This window comes from Hymenobacter sp. J193, from assembly GCF_024700075.1.
Taxonomy (GTDB): Bacteria; Bacteroidota; Bacteroidia; order Cytophagales; family Hymenobacteraceae; genus Hymenobacter.
In genome coordinates this window covers 1,148,651-1,167,554 of the sequence record NZ_JAJONE010000001.1, presented here as the reverse complement: position 1 = coordinate 1,167,554, position 18,904 = coordinate 1,148,651, and the positions used below count along the sequence as shown (strand labels likewise).

At 59.8% G+C, this 18,904-nt stretch carries 17 protein-coding genes and 1 tRNA gene; 9 read left to right on the top strand and 9 right to left on the bottom strand.

From position 1 onward, the window contains the following. Window positions 1-51 precede the first annotated feature (51 nt). Together LRS06_RS05025 and LRS06_RS05020 are read left to right on the top strand one after the other, a co-directional pair. Window positions 52-1,380: a cytochrome ubiquinol oxidase subunit I gene (locus tag LRS06_RS05025; protein WP_257870475.1), complete on the top strand. Its 1,329-nt coding sequence runs from the start codon at window positions 52-54 to the stop codon at window positions 1,378-1,380. A gap of 132 nt (window positions 1,381-1,512) precedes the next feature. Continuing rightward, window positions 1,513-2,553 carry a cytochrome d ubiquinol oxidase subunit II gene (locus LRS06_RS05020; protein WP_257870474.1) on the top strand — a complete coding sequence of 347 codons (1,041 nt, stop codon included), beginning with the start codon at window positions 1,513-1,515 and terminating at the stop codon, window positions 2,551-2,553. Between the two features lie 65 nt (window positions 2,554-2,618). Here LRS06_RS05020 and typA read toward each other — a convergent pair whose 3' ends face one another. Then, a complete protein-coding gene (gene typA, locus LRS06_RS05015) occupies window positions 2,619-4,427 on the bottom strand; it encodes a translational GTPase TypA (RefSeq protein WP_257870473.1) in 1,809 nt (602 codons plus the stop codon). 255 nt (window positions 4,428-4,682) lie between these two features. Between typA and msrB the strand changes: the two genes are divergently transcribed. Beyond that, window positions 4,683-5,240, top strand: a complete 558-nt coding sequence (msrB, locus tag LRS06_RS05010; RefSeq protein ID WP_257870472.1) for a peptide-methionine (R)-S-oxide reductase MsrB — start codon at window positions 4,683-4,685, stop codon at window positions 5,238-5,240. Window positions 5,241-5,492: 252 nt separating this feature from the next. Further along, the gene (locus LRS06_RS05005) at window positions 5,493-5,798 is read left to right on the top strand and encodes a hypothetical protein (RefSeq protein ID WP_257870471.1); all 306 of its coding nucleotides are present in this window, start codon (window positions 5,493-5,495) and stop codon (window positions 5,796-5,798) included. A 76-nt stretch (window positions 5,799-5,874) separates the two neighbouring features. Here LRS06_RS05005 and LRS06_RS05000 read toward each other — a convergent pair whose 3' ends face one another. Then, complete coding sequence (locus LRS06_RS05000) at window positions 5,875-6,468, bottom strand: hypothetical protein (RefSeq protein ID WP_257870470.1); 594 nt, start codon at window positions 6,466-6,468, stop codon at window positions 5,875-5,877. A 196-nt stretch (window positions 6,469-6,664) separates the two neighbouring features. Here LRS06_RS05000 and metG point away from each other — a divergent pair, with 196 nt between their 5' ends. After that, window positions 6,665-8,713 carry a methionine--tRNA ligase gene (gene metG / locus LRS06_RS04995; RefSeq protein ID WP_257870469.1) on the top strand — a complete coding sequence of 683 codons (2,049 nt, stop codon included), beginning with the start codon at window positions 6,665-6,667 and terminating at the stop codon, window positions 8,711-8,713. Window positions 8,714-8,878: 165 nt separating this feature from the next. Here the strand turns inward: metG and pth are convergent, their stop codons facing one another. From pth to LRS06_RS04975, 4 genes are all read right to left on the bottom strand, one after another. Next, on the bottom strand, window positions 8,879-9,448 hold the full coding sequence (pth, locus tag LRS06_RS04990; RefSeq protein ID WP_196953471.1) for an aminoacyl-tRNA hydrolase: 570 nt from the start codon (window positions 9,446-9,448) through the stop codon (window positions 8,879-8,881). A 217-nt stretch (window positions 9,449-9,665) separates the two neighbouring features. Next, on the bottom strand, window positions 9,666-10,238 hold the full coding sequence (locus LRS06_RS04985; RefSeq protein ID WP_257870468.1) for a 50S ribosomal protein L25/general stress protein Ctc: 573 nt from the start codon (window positions 10,236-10,238) through the stop codon (window positions 9,666-9,668). A gap of 361 nt (window positions 10,239-10,599) precedes the next feature. Beyond that, a complete protein-coding gene (locus LRS06_RS04980) occupies window positions 10,600-11,529 on the bottom strand; it encodes a ribose-phosphate pyrophosphokinase (protein WP_257870467.1) in 930 nt (309 codons plus the stop codon). 85 nt (window positions 11,530-11,614) lie between these two features. Continuing rightward, window positions 11,615-11,687 (bottom strand) — tRNA-Gln (locus LRS06_RS04975). A 277-nt stretch (window positions 11,688-11,964) separates the two neighbouring features. Here LRS06_RS04975 and atpD point away from each other — a divergent pair. The 3 genes from atpD (at window position 11,965) to LRS06_RS04960 (ending at window position 15,075) form a co-directional block, all read left to right on the top strand. After that, the gene (atpD, locus tag LRS06_RS04970) at window positions 11,965-13,470 is read left to right on the top strand and encodes a F0F1 ATP synthase subunit beta (RefSeq protein WP_257870466.1); all 1,506 of its coding nucleotides are present in this window, start codon (window positions 11,965-11,967) and stop codon (window positions 13,468-13,470) included. Between the two features lie 107 nt (window positions 13,471-13,577). Continuing rightward, on the top strand, window positions 13,578-13,817 hold the full coding sequence (gene atpC, locus LRS06_RS04965) for an ATP synthase F1 subunit epsilon (RefSeq protein WP_196953467.1): 240 nt from the start codon (window positions 13,578-13,580) through the stop codon (window positions 13,815-13,817). 130 nt (window positions 13,818-13,947) lie between these two features. Then, window positions 13,948-15,075 carry a PLP-dependent aspartate aminotransferase family protein gene (locus LRS06_RS04960; RefSeq protein WP_257870465.1) on the top strand — a complete coding sequence of 376 codons (1,128 nt, stop codon included), beginning with the start codon at window positions 13,948-13,950 and terminating at the stop codon, window positions 15,073-15,075. 122 nt (window positions 15,076-15,197) lie between these two features. On the opposite strand, the gene LRS06_RS04955 is transcribed toward LRS06_RS04960, so the two are convergent. The 3 genes from LRS06_RS04955 to LRS06_RS04945 form a co-directional block, all read right to left on the bottom strand. After that, window positions 15,198-16,337, bottom strand: coding sequence for a DegT/DnrJ/EryC1/StrS aminotransferase family protein (locus LRS06_RS04955; RefSeq protein ID WP_257870464.1), 1,140 nt, complete (start codon window positions 16,335-16,337; stop codon window positions 15,198-15,200). A 154-nt stretch (window positions 16,338-16,491) separates the two neighbouring features. Then, the gene (locus LRS06_RS04950) at window positions 16,492-17,193 is read right to left on the bottom strand and encodes a NeuD/PglB/VioB family sugar acetyltransferase (protein WP_257870463.1); all 702 of its coding nucleotides are present in this window, start codon (window positions 17,191-17,193) and stop codon (window positions 16,492-16,494) included. Window position 17,194: 1 nt separating this feature from the next. Next, window positions 17,195-17,842, bottom strand: coding sequence for a sugar transferase (locus LRS06_RS04945; RefSeq protein WP_257870462.1), 648 nt, complete (start codon window positions 17,840-17,842; stop codon window positions 17,195-17,197). Window positions 17,843-17,986: 144 nt separating this feature from the next. Here LRS06_RS04945 and ispE point away from each other — a divergent pair, with 144 nt between their 5' ends. After that, a complete protein-coding gene (ispE, locus tag LRS06_RS04940) occupies window positions 17,987-18,799 on the top strand; it encodes a 4-(cytidine 5'-diphospho)-2-C-methyl-D-erythritol kinase (protein ID WP_257870461.1) in 813 nt (270 codons plus the stop codon). The last annotated feature ends 105 nt before the right edge of the window (window positions 18,800-18,904 follow it).

Here is an 18,904-nt window from a genome sequence, read left to right as displayed (position 1 = left end):
CTTTTTGCCGCTCCTGCGGGAGGGGCTTCACGCCTTCGCTTGGTTTGCGCTATGGATGATTTTCTGGCCGCCCGCTCCCAAATGGCTTTATCGTTGGGCTTTCACATCATCTTCTCCTGCATCGGGATGGTGATGCCCTTTTTTATGGCGGTGGCGCACTACAAGTGGCTGCGCGGCGGCGACGAAACCTACCGCAACCTCACCAAAGCCTGGAGCAAGGGCGTAGCCATCTTTTTTGCCGTCGGGGCGGTGTCGGGCACGGTATTGTCATTTGAGCTGGGGCTGCTGTGGCCGAAGTTTATGGAGCATGCCGGTCCCATTTTCGGGATGCCGTTTTCCCTGGAAGGCACCGCGTTTTTCATTGAAGCCATTGCCCTCGGCTTTTTTCTCTATGGCTGGGGCCGGTTTCATCCGTGGTTTCACTGGTTTACGGGCGTGGTAGTAGGCGTGAGCGGGCTGGCTTCGGGCATTCTGGTGGTAGCGGCCAATGCCTGGATGAACAGCCCTGCCGGCTTCGACTACGTGAATGGCCAGTACCTGAACATCGACCCGATGCGGGCCATGTTCAACGATGCCTGGCTTTCCCAGGCCCTGCACATGACGCTGGCAGCGTTTGCCGCTACGGGCTTCGCGGTGGCCGGTGTGCATGCTCTCATGGTACTCAAGCGCCGCAACATCCACTTTCACTTCCGGGCATTTCGAATTGCGGCCGTATTCGGCACGGTGGCGGCTGTACTTCAGCCCTTGAGCGGCGACTTTTCGGCCAAGGACGTGGCCCGGCGCCAGCCCGCCAAGCTGGCGGCTATGGAGGCCCATTTCCACACCGAGAAATCGGCCGCGCTGGTGCTGGGCGGCCTGCCCAACGAAAAGGAGCAGCGCGTGGATTATGCCATCAGGATTCCCGGGGCGCTCAGCTTTCTGGCCCACGGTAACTTCGAGCAGGAAGTCATCGGCCTCGACCGGATTCCCGTGGCTGACCGGCCACCGGTGACGGTGCCGCACCTGGCGTTTCAGCTAATGGTGGGGCTGGGCATGTTTATGATGGGGCTGGCGCTGCTGTACTTCTGGGCCCTATGGCGCCGGCCGCACTGGCTACGCGCCGACTGGCTGCTGAAGCTGTTCGTGGCCGCTATTCCGGCCGGCTTTATTGCCGTGGAAGCGGGCTGGACGGTAACGGAAGTGGGCCGCCAGCCGTGGATTCTGTACGGCATCATGCGCACCCGCGACGCCGTGACGCCGATGCCGGGCATTGCCTACTCATTCTACCTGTTCACGGCCGTCTATCTGTCGCTCAGCTTGGTGGTGATATTCCTGCTCTACCGCCAGATCAAGATGGTGCCGGAACTGTACGACCGGCCGGATTTAGTTGAAGCGGCTTAACCCTTCCTGCACCCGGAAAAGCCGTCATGCTGAGCTTGCCGAAGCACTTCTGCCGTGTTTTCTGATTCGGTAAATCAAACAAGTAGAGGTACTTCGGCAGGCCATTATGGACGGTTAAAAACAACTCAGAAGATGCAATACGTCGTCATTACTTACCTGTGCCTGGCCATCTGTCTGTACCTGCTGCTGGGCGGCGCCGACTTTGGCGCGGGCATTATGGAACTGTTCACGCGAAGCAAAAACCGCAGCGTCGCCCGTCAGACCATGTCGCACGCCATCGGGCCTATCTGGGAGGCCAACCACATGTGGCTCATCATTGCGGTGGTGATTCTGTTTGTGGGTTTCCCGCGCATCTACGGCGTCATGTCGGTGAGCCTGCACATTCCGCTGGTGGTGATGCTGCTCGGTATTATTGCCCGCGGCACCGCTTTCGTGTTCCGCCACTACGACGCCGTGAAGGACCGGATGCAGATGCTCTATAACCGCATTTTCGCGCTTTCCAGCGCCATAACGCCGTTTTTTCTGGGCGTGCTGGCCGCCAGCGTGCTGGCTGGCTACGTAGACCCCGCCGCCACCGATTTTCTGACGGCCTACGTATGGAGCTGGCTGCACTGGTTTGCCGTAGCCGTGGGCGCGTTTACGGTGGCGCTTTGTGGCTTTCTGGCCAGCGTGTACAGCATCGGCGAAACGCACAATGAAGCGGATAAGCGCTACTTCATCCGCAAGACGCGCACCATGACTATCATTACCTTTCTGGCCGGCGGGCTGGTATTTGTGGCGGCCGGGTTCGAGGGCATTCCGCTTGGGCAATGGATATTTGGCAGCTGGGTAGGCGCCTCAGCGGTAGGTTTGGCTACGTTGTCATTGGGCGGGCTGTTCTACGCCGTCAGCCGGGGGCATACCACGCTGCCGCGCCTGCTGGCCGGCTTTCAGGTGACGATGATTCTACTGGCCATTGGCTACCGGCACTTCCCCGATTTTGTGGTGCTGCGGCACGGCCCTAACCTGTCCTTGCTGCGCGACCAGGCTCCGGCCGCTACCATGCAGGCGCTGGGCTGGGCCTTGCTGCTAGGCAGCATATTTATTCTGCCGGCGCTGTACTACCTCTACTACAGCTTTCAGCACGAGGCAGAAGAAGTGGCCGAAGGAACTACCATTGCGGTCCGGAAGTAGGCCGCACAAAAGTAAAAAGGGTTGCAGCCACTGGCTGCAACCCTTTTTTCTAGTACTTCTGAAAACTAGTCTACTTTCTTGGCCGAACGCAGACGCTCGTTTTCGTCGAGCAGGATTTTGCGCATCCGCACCGACTTCGGCGTCACCTCCAGGTACTCATCCTTCTGGATGTATTCCATGGCTTCTTCCAAAGAGAACTGGCGCTTGGGCACAATCTTCACGTTGTCATCCGTGCCGGAAGCACGCATGTTCGTGAGCTTCTTGCCTTTCTGGATGTTGATGGTCAGGTCGTTGGGGCGGGTGTGCTCACCGATAACCTGACCGGCGTACACCTCTTCGCCTGGATCCACGAAGAACTCACCGCGGTCCTGCATCTTGTCGATGGTGTAGGCGGTGCCGGCACCAGTGTCCATCGAAATCAGCGAACCGGAGATACGACCGGGGATTACGCCTTTGTACGGCTCGTAGCTCTGGAAGCGGTGGTTCATGATGGCTTCACCGGCGGTGGCGGTCAGCACGTTGTTCCGCAGGCCGATCAGGCCGCGGGCCGGGATGTTGAACTCCAGGTGCTGCAGGTCGCCCTTGGGCTCCATGATGGTCAGCTCGCCTTTGCGCATCGTCACCAGCTCGATAACCTTGCCGGCCGTTTCCTCCGGTACGTCTACCACCAGGTGCTCGATGGGCTCGGTGCGGTTGCCGTTCTCGTCTTCACGGAACAGTACCTGCGGCTGGCCTACCTGCAGCTCAAACCCTTCGCGGCGCATCGTTTCGATGAGAACCGACAAGTGAAGAATACCGCGGCCGTAGACGAGGAATGTGTCTTCCTTATCGGTTTCCTTAACGCGCAGGGCCAGGTTTTTCTCGGTTTCCTTGAACAGACGGTCACGCAGGTGGCGCGAGGTCACAAACTTGCCTTCCTTACCGAAGAACGGCGAGTTGTTGATGGTGAACAGCATGTTCATCGTCGGCTCGTCGATACTGATGATGGCCAGCCCCTCGGGGTTCTCGGCATCAGCCAGCGTATCCCCGATTTCAAAGCCTTCGATGCCGGTTACGGCGCAGATTTCGCCGGAGCTAACCTCCGAAACCTTGGTACGGCCCAGGCCTTCGAACACCTGCAGCTCTTTGATTTTTACTTTCTTGATAGTGCCGTCACGCTTCACCAGGCTCATGTTCGAGCCTTCCTTCAGCGTACCGCGGTGTACGCGGCCGATGGCGATACGGCCCACGAACGACGAGTAGTCGAGCGAGGTAACCTGCATCTGGGGCGTGCCGTCCAGGGTAGGAGCGGGGGGAATGGAGGCTACTACGGCGTCGAGCAGCGGGATGATGCTGTCGGTTTTCTCTTTCCAGTCGGTGCTCATCCAGCCCTGCTTCGAGGAGCCGTACAAGGTCACGAAGTCCAGCTGGTCTTCGTTGGCGCCGAGGTTGAACATCAGGTCGAAAACCTGCTCGTGTACCTCGTCGGGGCGGCAGTTTTCTTTATCGACTTTGTTTACCACCACGATGGGCTTGAGGCCCAGGTCAATGGCTTTGCCCAGCACGAAACGGGTCTGGGGCATGGCGCCTTCGAAGGCATCGACGAGCAGCAATACGCCGTCGGCCATCTTGAGCACCCGCTCCACCTCGCCGCCGAAGTCGGCGTGACCAGGGGTGTCGATGATGTTGATTTTTACGTCTTTGTACCGTACCGATACGTTTTTGGAGACGATGGTAATGCCCCGCTCACGCTCCAGGTCGTTGTTGTCAAGGATGAGGTCGTCGAACTGCTGGTGCTCGTCGAACAGCTTGGAGGCGTGAATGATCTTGTCCACGAGCGTAGTCTTGCCGTGGTCAACGTGCGCGATGATGGCGATATTGCGAATGTTCTGCATACAATGGGTTTTCCGGGTGCAAAGGTACGGAATGTTTGGCGCAAAAACCTGCAGGTAATTAATTGTTACTGAGAGAGGAAGAAACAGCCAACGGGAAGCAAGACAACTTATTGGCCCCCTGCGGTTCCAGATAGGCCCAAAAGGAACTGATTGGAGCGGCAAAGCCGAACCGCAGGCCGGCTGCGTATGTTGTACCTGCAACCCGGGCCGCTGCCCGGCCTTCTTAATCGTGCACTCGTCTTTTCCCTTTTCCGAATGCGTTCTTCCTTGCTTATTCTGCTGCTGTCTGTCTTTACTCTGAACTCGGCCTGCTCCCAGAAAAAACCCGTGGCCGTAGAAAAGCCTCAGGCGCCCACGCAGCCCACGGCCGCCGCCAAAGCCTATCCCAAGCCCCGGCTAGTGACGGGCAAGCCCGACGAGTTTCCCATCCGCAAAACCGATGCGCAGTGGAAAGCCCAGCTTACGCCCGATCAGTACTTCATTCTGCGGCAGCAGGGCACTGAGCGACCTTTCACGGGCAAGTACCACGACAACCACGAGAAAGGCAACTACTACTGCGCCGCCGACCACAATCTGCTGTTTTCCTCGGAAACCAAGTTTGAGTCGGGTACCGGCTGGCCCAGCTTCTGGGCCCCGGCCTCCGAAAACAGCCTGAAAGTAACGGCCGACAACACCTACGGCATGAGCCGCGACGAGCTGCTGTGCGCCCAGTGCGGCGGCCACCTCGGCCACGTCTTCAACGACGGACCCAAGCCCACCGGCCTGCGCTACTGCATGGATGGCAACGGCATGGTATTCGAAAAAGCCAAGTAGACGGCTGAATGGTTGACTTGTTAAAGGGCTGTCATGACGAGCCGCGCGGCGTAAAGCAGGCTTGAGCAACGACTTCGGCCCGGCTTCACCACGACAGCTGACAGCCCTTTAACAAGTCAACCACCTACCCAACCAGCCAAAGTCAACTTCCGCGCCGCTGCGCCGTTGTAGAGAAGCCCGTCGGTTAGTGGCGGACTTCTCTGTTTTTCTGCCATGAAACTCCCCGTTATTTCTTTCCGGCTTTTGCTTCCTATGTTCGCTGGCTTGCTTTCCTGCACGGCCGCCGAGGAAAGCGCCGCCGAGCTAGAGCGCCCCGCCGTGCCGGCCTCCATCCAGTCGGATGCCGACCGGCAGGCTGCTTACAATAGCAATGCGGGCTATGGTGGCTCGGTGCCCGATGCCACGCCCGGCCGCGTGCCTATCCGGGAGCAGGCCAGCGGCATCAATTCCCGCAAGCGCCCCGAAAGCCTGAACACCAACGACCCCAACAACTCCACGCCCGAAACCCGCTTGCGTCGCATCAACGGCGCTCCCACCGATACGCTGCGCCGGCCGTAACACTCAATCTAACCAAACATAAAAAGGTCCGCCAACTCCTGAGAGCTGGCGGACCTTTTTATGTTTGCTGGCTGACTTAGGACGCTTCGTTGGACGTGGCGGTGCTGTCGGCGGCGGGCTTGCGGTTGCCGGCCGGGCGGCGGCTGGCGGTTTTGGCAGCGCCTGAGGCGGCGGACTTGGCAGCGGGTCGGGCCTTGGCAACCGGGCGGCGTGGGGCCACAGGCGCCAGGGGGGCGTCCAAGCCTTCGTTGCCAGAGCCAGCCACCACGTCGGCATCAGTGCTGATGCTGTCGGAGCCGGCAGGGGAGCCAGTGTCGTAGTGGCGCACTATTGTGTGCAGGGCCTGCTCAAACATGCGCTCCGTATCGGCGTCGAGGCGGCGGGTGGCTTCCTTTACCACTTCCTTCAGCTTGGCTTTGGTTTCCTGCCGGATGCGTTTCACCACTTCATCCATGCGCTTGTCTAGTTCCTGCTGCAGCTGCTTGGCGGCTGCCTTCAGACTCTTCTTCTGGCTGGCTTTCTTCTGCGAGCGGGCATCCGTCAGCGACTCAGTGGAAGCGGCGGTAGCCTTGGTGGCTTTGGCCGCTTTACGCTGAGTCTTTTGCTCAGCTTTCTGCTCGGGAGTTTTCTTGGCCTTCTTTTCAGCTGGCGCTTTTTCAGATTTTTTCATAGAAAGAATAGATTTGGGAGAAAGGCTGAGGTTAGGTACGGAAAGCAAGCTGAGCAGTTAGCGAATAAAGGTAACCGGTTTTTGCTGCAGCTCTGGTCATAGAGTGGCTCCTGCCAGATATCCTGCTTTTTCCTTGTTCCTTTGTGGTCTGATGCCCGCGCTGCCGGGCTCTTGTGCCGTTTTTCAGCTTTTTCGTATGTCTGCTACTTTTCCCCAACGCTATACCGTTACGGCCGCGCTGCCTTATGCCAACGGCCCCGTGCACATCGGCCACCTGGCCGGCGTATACCTGCCCGCCGATATCTACGTGCGCTACCTGCGCGCCCAGCAGCGCGACGTGAAATTCATCTGCGGCTCCGATGAGCACGGCGTACCCATCACCATCCGGGCCCAGAAGGAAGGCGTGACGCCCCAGCAGGTCGTGGATAAGTACCACGCCATTATCCGCGACTCATTCAAGGATTTCGGGGTGTCGTTTGATATCTACTCGCGCACGTCCAACGAGACGCACCGCGAGGTAGCCAGCGGCTTTTTCAAGAAGCTCTACGAGGAAGGCAAGTTCATCGAGCAGACCTCCGAGCAGTACTATGACGAGAAGGCCGACCAGTTTCTGGCTGACCGCTACATCGTAGGCACTTGCCCCAACTGCGGCAACGAAAATGCCTACGGCGACCAGTGCGAGAAGTGCGGCACCTCGCTCAGCCCTACCGAACTGATCAACCCGCGCTCCATGCTCTCGGGCAACCAGCCCGTGCTGCGCGAAACCAAGCACTGGTATTTGCCCCTCGACCAGTATGAGCCCTGGCTGCGCGAGTGGATTGTGGAAGGCCACAAGCAGGACTGGAAAGCCAACGTATACGGCCAGTGCAAGAGCTGGATAGACCAGGGCCTGCACCCCCGCGCCGTAACCCGCGACCTGGACTGGGGCGTGCCCGTGCCGGTAGCCGGGGCTGAAGGCAAGGTGCTCTACGTATGGTTTGATGCGCCCATCGGCTACATCTCGGCCACCAAGGACCTGCTGCCCGACACCTGGGAAACCTACTGGAAAGACCCCGAAACCAAGCTGGTGCACTTCATTGGCAAGGACAACATCGTGTTCCACTGCATCATCTTCCCGGCGATGCTCAAGGCCCACGGCGACTACATCCTGCCCGACAACGTGCCCGCCAACGAGTTCCTGAACCTGGAGGGTGACAAAATCAGCACGAGCCGCAACTGGGCCGTGTGGCTGCATGAATACCTGCAGGATTTCCCCGGCCAGGCCGACGTGCTGCGCTACGTGCTCTGCGCCAACGCCCCCGAAACCAAGGACAACGACTTCACCTGGAAAGACTTCCAGGCCCGTAACAACAACGAACTGGTAGCCAACCTCGGCAACTTCGTGAACCGCGCTGTGGTGCTCACCCACAAGTTTTTTGAAGGCAAAGTACCGGCTGCCGTGGGTTTCACCACCGAAGATGAGGATGTGCTGCGCCAGCTCCAGGAGTTTCCGCAGCGCATCGGGGAGCTGATTGACAACTACCGCTTTCGCGACGCGCTGAACGAGCTGATGAACCTCTCGCGCCTCGGCAACAAGTACCTGGCCGACCAGGAGCCCTGGAAGCTCATCAAAATCGACGAAGCCCGCACCGGCACGGTTTTACACGTGTCCCTGCAGCTAGCCGCTGCCCTCGTGACGCTGCTGGAGCCCTTCCTGCCCGAAGCGGCCGCCCGTCTGGGCCGCATGCTCAACACCGAAAAAGGCACCTGGCCCCAGGCCGGCCGCCCCGACGCGCTGCCTGCCGGCCACCAGCTCGCGGAAGCCGCGCTGCTCTTCACCAAGATAGAAGACGCCACCGTGGAAGCCCAGGTGCAGAAGCTGCTAGATACCAAGAAAGCCAACGAGCTGGCCGCTGCCGTTTCGGCCCCGGCCAAAGCCGACGTAAGCTTCGAGCAGTTCCAGCAGATGGACTTGCGCATCGGTACCATTGTGGCCGCCGAGAAGGTCGCCAAAACCAAAAAGCTGCTCAAGCTAAGTGTTGACCTCGGTTTCGAGGAGCCGCGCACCATCGTGTCGGGCATTGCCGAGCACTTCCTGCCCGAGGCCCTCATCGGCCAGCAGGTACAGGTGCTGCTCAACCTCGCGCCCCGCGAAATCAAAGGCATCCAAAGCCAGGGCATGCTCCTGATGGCCGAAAATGCTGACGGCGTGCTGTCTCTGATGCAGCCCAGCAGCCCCGTGCGGCCCGGCTCCGGCGTAGCGTAGGGGCCTCACCCCCGGCCCCTCTCCCAAGGAGAGGGGAGCCTAATGGCCCGAACGAACAATGGCCTCAGCTTCTCAGCTGAGGCCATTGCATTTAATGGCTGACAAATCATTTCCAGCGGAGTCACCGGCTTTCCTATCCTTGGGAGAGGGGTCGGGGTGAGGCCCTTACTTCACGTTCACCACGTTCATGGCCCGCTCCACGCCCATGGTGCCGAAGGCCAGCACCGCTTCGGCGGCTTTTTCCAGGCGGCCTTCTAGATCAATGTTTTCATCGGCCGAGAAGGGGCTGAGTACGTAGTCTACCTGGCGGCCCTTCGAGAAGCTGGAGTCGATGCCGAAGCGCAGGCGGGCGTATTCGTCGGAGCCGAGAGTTTCCTGGATGTGCTTCAGGCCATTCTGGCCGCCGGCCGAGCCTTTGGCTTTCAGCCGCAGCTTGCCGAAGGGCAACGCCAGGTCATCGGTGACGACGAGCATCTGCTCTTTCGTCAGCTTGAGCGCGCTTAGCCAGTGAGCCGCTGCCTTACCGCTCAGGTTCATGTATGTAGTGGGCTTGGCCAGCACGAAGGTGTGGCCCTTATGGCGGATTTCGGTAGTGAAGGCGTGCCGGCCCAGCGCCCAGGGTGCGGCGTCGTGCTTTTGGGCCAGGTAGTCGCCCACCATAAAGCCTACGTTGTGCCGCGTATTGGCGTATTCCGGCCCGATGTTGCCCAGGCACAGCACTAAAAACTTGCTCACGGATTAACTCAGATGTAAACAGATTTCACGGATTTGTAGTCAGTGCGGGTTGTCCTGCCCGCAGAGTCCGCGGGCAAAAATAGCGGATGCGCCAGTAACCCCCGAAAAGCAGAAGGCCACCCTGAGAGCAGGATGGCCTTCCGAGGTAGAAAAGAACGAATGCCGAGCCGTCCACAAAATCCGTGAAATCCGCTAAGATTCGTACTAATCCGTGGTCTTACTTGTCGGCGTTGAGCGTGCCTTTGAGGGCACGTGGGATGGTAACGGTGGCAATAGGCGCCTGGGGGTTGGTGAGGATGGTGTAGCCTTTAGGCTCCACTTTGCTCACTTTAATGGATTTGCCCAGGCCCAGATCCGAGATGTCAACCTCCACGAAATCGGGCAGGTTCTCGGGAGCAGCCTTTACTTTCAGCTTACGCAGCTTGCTTACCAGCTTGCCACCCTGCTGTACGCCGGGCGAGGTTCCCATGTACTTCACGGGAATATCCATCTTCACTTCTTTACCCTCCTGCAGCTCCAGGAAGTCAACGTGCAGCAGCATTTCGTTCACGGGGTGGAACTGGGCGTCCTGCACGATGGCGCGGTACATGGTGCCTTCCACGTTCAGATCTACAATGTGCACCTCGGGGGTGTACAGCAGCTCACGGAACAGGATAGCGGGAGCGGAAAAATGCACTTGCTCAGCGCCGCCGTACAGTACGCACGGTACGTACGACTCGAGGCGGATGGCCTTGGCATCTTTCTTACCGAGATTCGCTCTTTTAAACCCTACAATCTCGAGGCTTTTCATAAAGGAGTGTGTTTGGAGAATGAAAACCGCTCACCCACAGCAGGCAAACGGGCCGCAAAGATAGGCGCTTTGTTTGGGAATAGAAAGTTCCGAATAAAGCGCCCCCGCTATCTTGAGACTGTTCTTGGTCTGTAGATGGACTAAATACGATGTATAACAGTATTATTATGACAAATAAAAACGCAAAAAGACCACCACTGACGAGAGCTAGTAGTGCCCGTAGAAGACCTTGGCCAAACGAACGAGCAGAGAGTATCCAGTAGACTATACAGAATAACAGGATAAGCAAAATCCCAACAATAACTAAAACGATGTATGTATTAGTCATGTCAAAACCCAATAAGGGTTGGGAACCGGCAGTTTATATAAACAACGAACTGATCGACTCGTGCGACACCACGTTGTGAATGGCCTGGGCGAAGAGGTTAGCCACCGAAATAACCCGGATTTTGGGGTTTTCCTGCTTGAGCGTGATGGTATCGGTGATAACCAGCTCCTCCAGCACCGAGTCGCGGATCCGGTCGTGGGCCGGGCCGGACAGCACGCCGTGCGTAATCACAGCCCGCACCGACTTGGCTCCGCGCTCCATCAGCAGCTCGGCGGCCTTGCAGATGGTGCCGGCCGTGTCCACGATGTCATCGATCAGCACCACGTTCATGTCCGTCACGTCGCCGATAACCTGCATGGAAGCAATTTCGTTGGCCCGCAGGCGGGTTTTGTCGCAGACCACGATTTCGGCCCCGAACTTCTTGGCGAAGGCGCGGGTGCGCACCACGCCGCCCACGTCGGGCGAGGCGAAGATCAGATTGTCGAGGTTGAGCGACTTGATGTAGGGCGCCGAAACGGTGGCGCCGTCGAGGTGGTCGACGGGAATATCGAAGAAGCCCTGAATCTGGCCCGCGTGCAGGTCGCAGGTCATCAGGCGGTCAGTGCCCACGCTCTGCACAAACTCGGCCACCACTTTGGCCCCGATGCTCACGCGCGGCTTGTCTTTGCGGTCCTGGCGGGCGTAGCCGTAGTAGGGCATCACCACGGTTACCGACGCGGCGGAGGCACGCTTGGCCGCGTCCACCATCAGCATCAGCTCCATCAGGTTTTCGGCGGGCGGGTTGGTGCTCTGAATCAGGAACACGGCGCAGCCCCGCACGCTTTCGTTGAAGCTCGGCCCCAGCTCCGTATCGGCAAAGCGCTGGATGCTCAGGTCGCCGAGGGGCTGACCGTACGCGGCGGCAATCTGTTCTCCTAACTCGCGGGACGCGTTGCCGGCGAATATTTTAACCTGCTGTGACATGGGCAAAATGGAAAAAGGGGAAAAAGCGAAAGGCGCCGAATCTTCCGGAGAGGAAGACTCAGCGCCTTTCGCATTACTTAGTCGGTTGTCCGACCAGGGCTCGAACCTGGACTTTCTTGAATCAAAATCAAGCGTGTTGCCAGTTACACCATCGGACAATTTCCCATTCGTAGTACCGCTATGGTGTTCCGTTTGGGTGTGCAAATGTACTACGGGTTTTATTCAAGGCAAATTTTTGGTGAAAAATATTTCGCGAGAATTCCGCCCAGTAGGCCCGAATGCGCCGTTTTATGGAGTCTGAATGCTTGATTTTCAGGGGCGGAAGAAACCGGGCGAAACCGGAAAATTTTCTGTGCGGGCCGACTTTGGCAAAGCGGCAATTAAGCCGTAGTTTTGCGGCCTGAAAACGTTGCCCACTCACTATAAAGAAACGCAATGGCGAATACCGGCAAAATCACCCAGGTTATCGGGCCCGTCGTAGACGTGAGCTTCGCGGGTGAAAGCTCCAAGCTTCCTAACATCCTCGACGCCCTCGAAGTCACGAAAGACAATGGCCAGGTGGTAGTCCTGGAGGTCCAGCAACACCTGGGCGAAGACCGGGTGCGCACCATCGCCATGGACTCGACCGAGGGTATGACCCGCGGCGCCGTAGTACGCGACCTGGGTGCGCCCATGTCGATGCCCACGGGCGAAGGCGTAAAAGGCCGCCTGTTCAACGTGGTAGGCTATGCCATCGACGGCATTCCCCAGCCCAAGAGCGACGGCCCGCTGCCGATTCACCGCCAGCCCCCGCCCTTCGAAGACCTGGCTACTTCGTCGGAGGTTCTCTTCACGGGTATCAAAGTAATTGACCTGCTCGCTCCCTATGTGAAGGGTGGCAAAATTGGTTTGTTCGGTGGTGCCGGTGTAGGCAAAACCGTACTCATCATGGAGCTGGTAAACAACATCGCCAAGGCCTACGCTGGTCTGTCGGTGTTTGCCGGTGTGGGTGAGCGTACCCGCGAAGGCAATGACCTGCTGCGCGAATTCATTGAGTCGGACATCATCAAGTACGGTGAGGAGTTCAAGCACTCGATGGAGCAAGGCGGCTGGGATCTGACCAAGGTTGACCAGAACGAACTGCTCAAGTCGCAGGCCACGCTGGTGTTCGGCCAGATGAACGAGCCCCCCGGAGCCCGGGCCCGCGTAGCCCTATCGGGCCTCACCATTGCGGAAAACTTCCGCGACGGCGACGGTTCCGGTGCCGGCCGCGACATCCTGTTCTTTATCGACAACATCTTCCGCTTCACCCAGGCTGGTTCCGAAGTATCGGCTCTGCTGGGCCGTATGCCTTCGGCCGTAGGGTATCAGCCCACGCTGGCCACCGAAATGGGTGCCATGCAGGAGCGGATTACCTCCACCAAGCGCGGTTCCATCACCTCGGTACAGGCCGTATATGTGCCAGCCGATGACTTGACTGACCCGGCTCCGGCTAACACCTTTGCTCACTTGGATGCTACCACGGTACTGTCGCGCAAGATTGCCGAGCTCGGCATCTACCCGGCCGTGGACCCGCTGGACTCCACCTCGCGCATCCTGTCGATTGAAGTTCTCGGCGACGAGCACTACAACACGGCCCAGCGCGTGAAGGAGATTCTGCAGCGCTACAAGGAACTGCAGGACATCATCGCCATCCTCGGGATGGACGAGCTGAGCGAGGAAGACAAGCAGGTCGTAAACCGCGCCCGCCGCGTGCAGCGCTTCCTGTCGCAGCCCTTCTTCGTGGCCGAGCAGTTCACCGGTCTGGCCGGCGTACTGGTTGACATCAAGGATACCATCAAAGGCTTCAACGCCATCATCGACGGTACCTACGACCACCTACCCGAGGCAGCTTTCAACCTGGTAGGCACCATTGAGGATGCCGTTGCCAAAGGCGAGAAGCTGATTGCCGAAGCCAAGTAATTGTTAATGTGCTGATGTGCTACTGTGGATTAATGTGCTACCGTTGACAGCACGTTTTCCACAGTAGCACATCAGCACATTAAACCCACATTAGCACATTAGAAAGCATGCATCTGGAAATCATCACACCCGACCGTAAGGTGTTTGAAGGCGAGGTTTCGTCGGCCCAGTTTCCGGGTACCGACGGCCTGTTTGAAGTGCTGAACGACCACGCTCCCCTGATTTCGGCCCTGAAAGAAGGCAACGTGGTGCTGAACGGCGGCGCTACCACCTTCCGCATCGATGGTGGGGTGGTGGAAGTGCTCCGCAACAAGGTTATCGTGCTGGCCGAGGGCGCTTCGGCGTAACTTGGTTTTAGCTTGAGGTAAAAAGCCTTTCCTTTGCGGGAAAGGCTTTTTCTTTGTTTGCAGGAGCCCGCAGTGGCCTTCCACTGCGGGCTCCTGCACCCTTCACTGCGAAACTCTGCGCGCAACGGCTATGCACATTCACCCTAAAATCACCCCGGTTTATCAGACGTCCGTTTTCAAGTTCGAAGATCTGACGGAGCTGGAGCTGTATTTCGGGGAGCCTGGCAGCCGCTACCTCTATTCCCGCAATGGCAACCCCAACTCCGACGAACTGGCCGAAAAAGTAAATGCGTTGGAAGGCGGTGCCGGGGCCATTGCCACGGGCTCGGGCATGGCGGCCATTCTGGCGTCACTGCTGGCCTGCTGCCAGGCCGGCGACCATGTGCTGTGTGCGGCTGATATCTACGGGGGCTCGTCGTCGTTGCTGAACCAGGAGCTGAGCCGGCTGGGTATTTCCGTCAGCTACGTGCCCTTTGAACAGCTCTACGATCTGGCGCCGTTCGTGCAGCCCACCACGCGCCTTTTGCTCTGCGAAACCCTCAGCAACCCGCTGCTGCGCGTTGCCGATCTGCGCCGGCTAGCCGGCGTGTGCCACGGCCTGGGTTTGAAGCTGGTCGTCGACAACACATTTGCCAGCCCCATCCTCACGCGCCCCCTCGCCCTGGGTGCCGACCTAGTGTTGCACAGCGTAACCAAGTACCTCAGTGGCCACTCCGACGTAACGGCCGGCGCCGTAGTAGCTGCCGATGCGGCCGTGGCGGCGCGCCTTAAGCAGATTGGGGTACTTTTCGGTCTTACCCTGAGCCCTATGGAAAGCTGGCTGGCAGTGCGCGGCCTTAAAACTCTGCGCCTGCGGATGCGCGAGCATAGCCACAATGCCCTGGCTGTTGCTGAGTTTCTGCAACGGCAGCCAGCCGTGCGGGCCGTGTACTACCCCGGCCTGCCTGACCACCCGCAGCATGAACTGGCCCGGGAGCAGGGCGCGGGGCTGTTTGGCGGAATGCTGTCCATTCTGCTGGCCGATGATGTCAACGTCGTGAACCGCTTTATCCGGGCGTGCCAGGGCTTTCCGTTCGCGCCGTCCCTGGCCGGTGTCGATTCTTCATTGTCGTACCCGCTCGGTACTTCGCACCGCTCCCTCACGCCGGAGCAGCAGCAGGAACTCGGCATCACGGTAGGGCTAGTGCGCTTGTCCGTGGGAATAGAGCCGGTAGAAGCCTTGCTAGCTGATTTAGAGCAGGTGCTGAAAGGGTTGTAGAAGCAGTCTGGTTTGTACTATAGCCAAAAAGCTTATACTCTCTGCACCAAGCTTTGGGCGTCTTGTGCTGCCTATTGAACTTTATGTACTGCTGGACCAGATTTTATGCTGGTACTGGTTCGTTACATCACCTCCTTTACCGCTTCCAAAACGCGGCGTAAGTCCATATCCGACATAGCGGAGCCGCTGGGCAGGCAAAGGCCGCGCGCGAACAAGTCCTCACTCACGGCGCCGCCGTACCGCGGCGTACCGGCGAAAAGCGGCTGCAGGTGCAAAGGTTTCCAGAGCGGGCGGCTTTCGATGTTGCGGGTTTCCAGGTGCAGGCGCAGCTGCTCGGGCGTGACGGTGGTTTGTTCCGCGTCGAGCAGCACGGTAGTAAGCCAACGGTTGGATCGGCTGCCGGCCGGCTCCTGGGGGCCGAAAATTAGGCCCGGCACGTGGCGCAGCTGCTCGCAGTACCAGGCGTGAATTTCCCGGCGCTTTTTCACCCGGTCTTCCAACAGCCCCATCTGCCCGCGCCCGATGCCCGCCAGCAGGTTGCTGAGCCGGTAGTTGTAGCCCAGCTCCGAGTGCTGATAGTACGGCGCAGCGTCCCGGGCCTGAGTGCCCCAGAAAAGAGCTTTCTGGGCCCAGGCAGCGTTGTTGGTAACCAAGGCACCGCCGCCGCTGGTCGTCAGAATCTTGTTGCCGTTGAAGGAGAAAACACCCACGGCCCCGAAGGAACCCAGGGGCTGGCCCTCGTAGCGGGAGCCCAGGGCCTCGGCCGCATCTTCCAGCACCGGAATGTCGAACTCCGTCGCTATGGCCAGGATTTCGCGCAGGCGGGCGGGCATGCCGTAGAGATGGACCAGTATCAAGGCTTTGGGACGGCGGCCCTGCCGGATACAGTCCTCAATGGCTTCGCGCAGCCGCTCCGGGCATATATTCCAGGTCTCGGCTTCGCTATCCACAAATACCGGCGTAGCACCCAGGTACAGAATGGGGCTGGCCGTGGCCACAAAGGTGAAGGACGAGCACAATACTTCGTCGCCGGGACCGACGCCCAGCAGCCGCAGCCCCAGGTGAATGGCCGCCGTGCCTGAAGTAAGCGCTACGCAGTGGCCGGCACCGGTAAATTCGCAGATGTCACGCTCAAACCCATCCAGGTTGGGGCCGACGGGCGCCACCCAGTTGTCTTCAATGGCCTTGTGCAGGTAGTTGAGTTCGTGGCGGCCCAGGTGCGGGGGAGATAAGTATAAACGGTCGAAATCCTGGCTACGCATAGGTGGAGAGCGGAAGAAGCGGCGGCCAACAACCCGAAAACCGGCGTCAGCTACCGAATAAGATACGACGCGGCGCGGCCTGTTGCACGGAAAAGGGTGGATTCTTTTGCGAAAATATCAACCTCCGTTATAGGTCGCTGATGCTCAACCGTCTTTAGGAGGTTGGGTGCTGCTTTGCTACCACGGCCGGCACGCCCACGGCGGTACAGTCGGCGGGGAGGGGGCGTACTACCACGGCCCCGGCACCTACCACGGTGCGGGCACCCACGCGCACTTGCTGGATGACGGTGGCATTGGTGCCCAGGTAGACCTCTGCCTCCAGCTGGGCCCCACCACCCACGTTGGCATGGGGCATCAGGGAGCAGAAGTCGGCCAGCACGGCATCGTGGCCAATGGTACAGCCCAGGTTCAGCAGCACGTGGCGGCCCAGGGTAATATCGGTGGTGAGGATGCAGCCCTGGCTGATGATGCAGCCCTCGCCCACCTGAATCTGCTGGTAGGGGCGGAGGGCTACGCTGGGATGAATGAGCGTGGCAAACGACAGCTGCTCGCCGGTGAGGCGGCCCACCACGGCGGCGCGGCTGCGGCTGCTGCCCACGGCCACGGCCACGTGCAAAGGGTCGGGCCAGGCGTTCAGGTCGGCCACAGTGCCGCGGTAGGGCACGCCGTGGATGGCGGGCAGGACAGGAGCTTGGTCATCGAAAAAGCCGATAACGTCCCAGGTAGGCTGCACTTCGTTGAGCTGGCGCACCAGCAGCAGCACTTCCCGTCCCAGGCCGCCCGCGCCCACAATGGCCAGGGGCCGGGGCGCGTCGCCGTCGGCGTTGTGGATATCGGAAAAGAAAAGCTGCGTCATATCAGAGAGAAGAGGAATCAGAAGAAGTGCCGCGAAAAGCTTCCATAGTGGCCTGGCCGGGTGCCGAAATGCCGTGGGCACCTAGCACCCGCCGCAGAGTCAGCCAGAGAATCCGCAGATCAACCCGGAAAGAAACGTGGTCGACGTACCAGACGTCGTACGCGAATTTCTGCTCCCAGCTGATGGCGTTGCGGCCGTTTACCTGTGCCCAGCCCGTGATTCCCGGCCGTACTAAGTGGCGCCGGGCCTGCGTGGCCGAGTACAGCGGCAGATACTGCTCCAGCAGCGGCCGGGGGCCCACTAGGCTGATGTCGCCGCGTAGCACGTTCCAGAGCTGGGGCAGCTCATCCACCGACGTAGCCCGCACCCAACTGCCCAGCGGCGTGAGGCGGTCGGCGTCGGGGAGCAGCTGGCCGGCGGCATTATGGCAGACGGTCATCGTCTGGAGCTTGTAGAGCGTGAATAGCTGCCCGTGCAGGCCCGGCCGCCGCTGCCGGAACAGCCACGCGCCGCCGTTCTGCCAGGCCAGCGCTGCCGCTACCGGGGCCAGCACCGGCAGGGCCAGCAGTAGCGCGGGCGCGGCCACGGCCACATCCAGCAGGCGCTTGCCGTGGCGCAGGTACCAGGTTGGCGGTTGGTGGTTGGCCATTGGCTGTTAGGGCTTAGCTGAAAAAGACGGAGGGCCGCAATGCCAAAGCAAATGGTTTTCGACTAGAATTCGGCCGGAATCGGAATATTGCAGCGTTTTCCTGCCTGTGCTGACTGCCAAGGGCTGACAGCTAAAGCTTCTTCTATGCTCGTTTTTCCGAACGCCAAACTCAACCTGGGCCTCTACGTGACCGGCCGCCGCCCCGACGGCTTCCGCACGCTCGAATCGGTGTTTGTGCCGTTGCCCTGGTGCGACGCCCTGGAGGTACTGCCCGCGGCTGCCACCACGCTCACGCTCACAGGTATTCCCATTCCCGGTGAGCTGGCCACCAACCTCTGCCTGCGCGCCTACGAGCTGCTACAGGCCGATTTTGCGCTGCCGCCGGTGCAGCTGCACCTGCATAAAGTAGTGCCCATCGGGGCGGGGCTGGGCGGTGGCTCCGGCGACGCAGCGTTTGCCTTGCGCGCCCTCAACAGCCTGTTTCAACTGCAGCTTTCCGCCGAAAGCCTGGAAAGCTACGCCCGCCGGCTCGGGGCCGATTGCGCGTTCTTTATCCAAAACAAGCCGGTTTTCGCCGTTGAGAAAGGAGATATATTCGAGGACATCAGCCTAGACCTGCGCGGAGTGGCCTGCAAGGTTATCTACCCCGGTCTGCACATCAGCACGGCCGAGGCCTACGCCCGCGTGACGCCCCGCCCGCCCCGCCACAGCCTGCGAGGGGCGCTGCAGCAACCCCTGGAAACCTGGCGCCACACCGTCAGCAACGACTTTGAGGAGGCGCTGACTCCGCACTATCCTGTGCTGGGCGACATCAAAGCGGCCCTTTACGCGGCCGGGGCCGCGTACGCCAGCCTCTCGGGCTCCGGCTCGGCGGTGTACGGCCTGTTTCCCGGTGCGGAAATGCCCCCGAAGACGTCCCTGCCGACTGAGTACCAGGTGTGGGACGGACAGTTATAACGGAGTAGGGGCGGGGCTTGCCCCCGCCCGCCGTTGCCCGCACCCAGTACGTGTCGTGCAACGGTAACGTAGGGGCACGTACTACTTTCATCACCCCATCAGCAC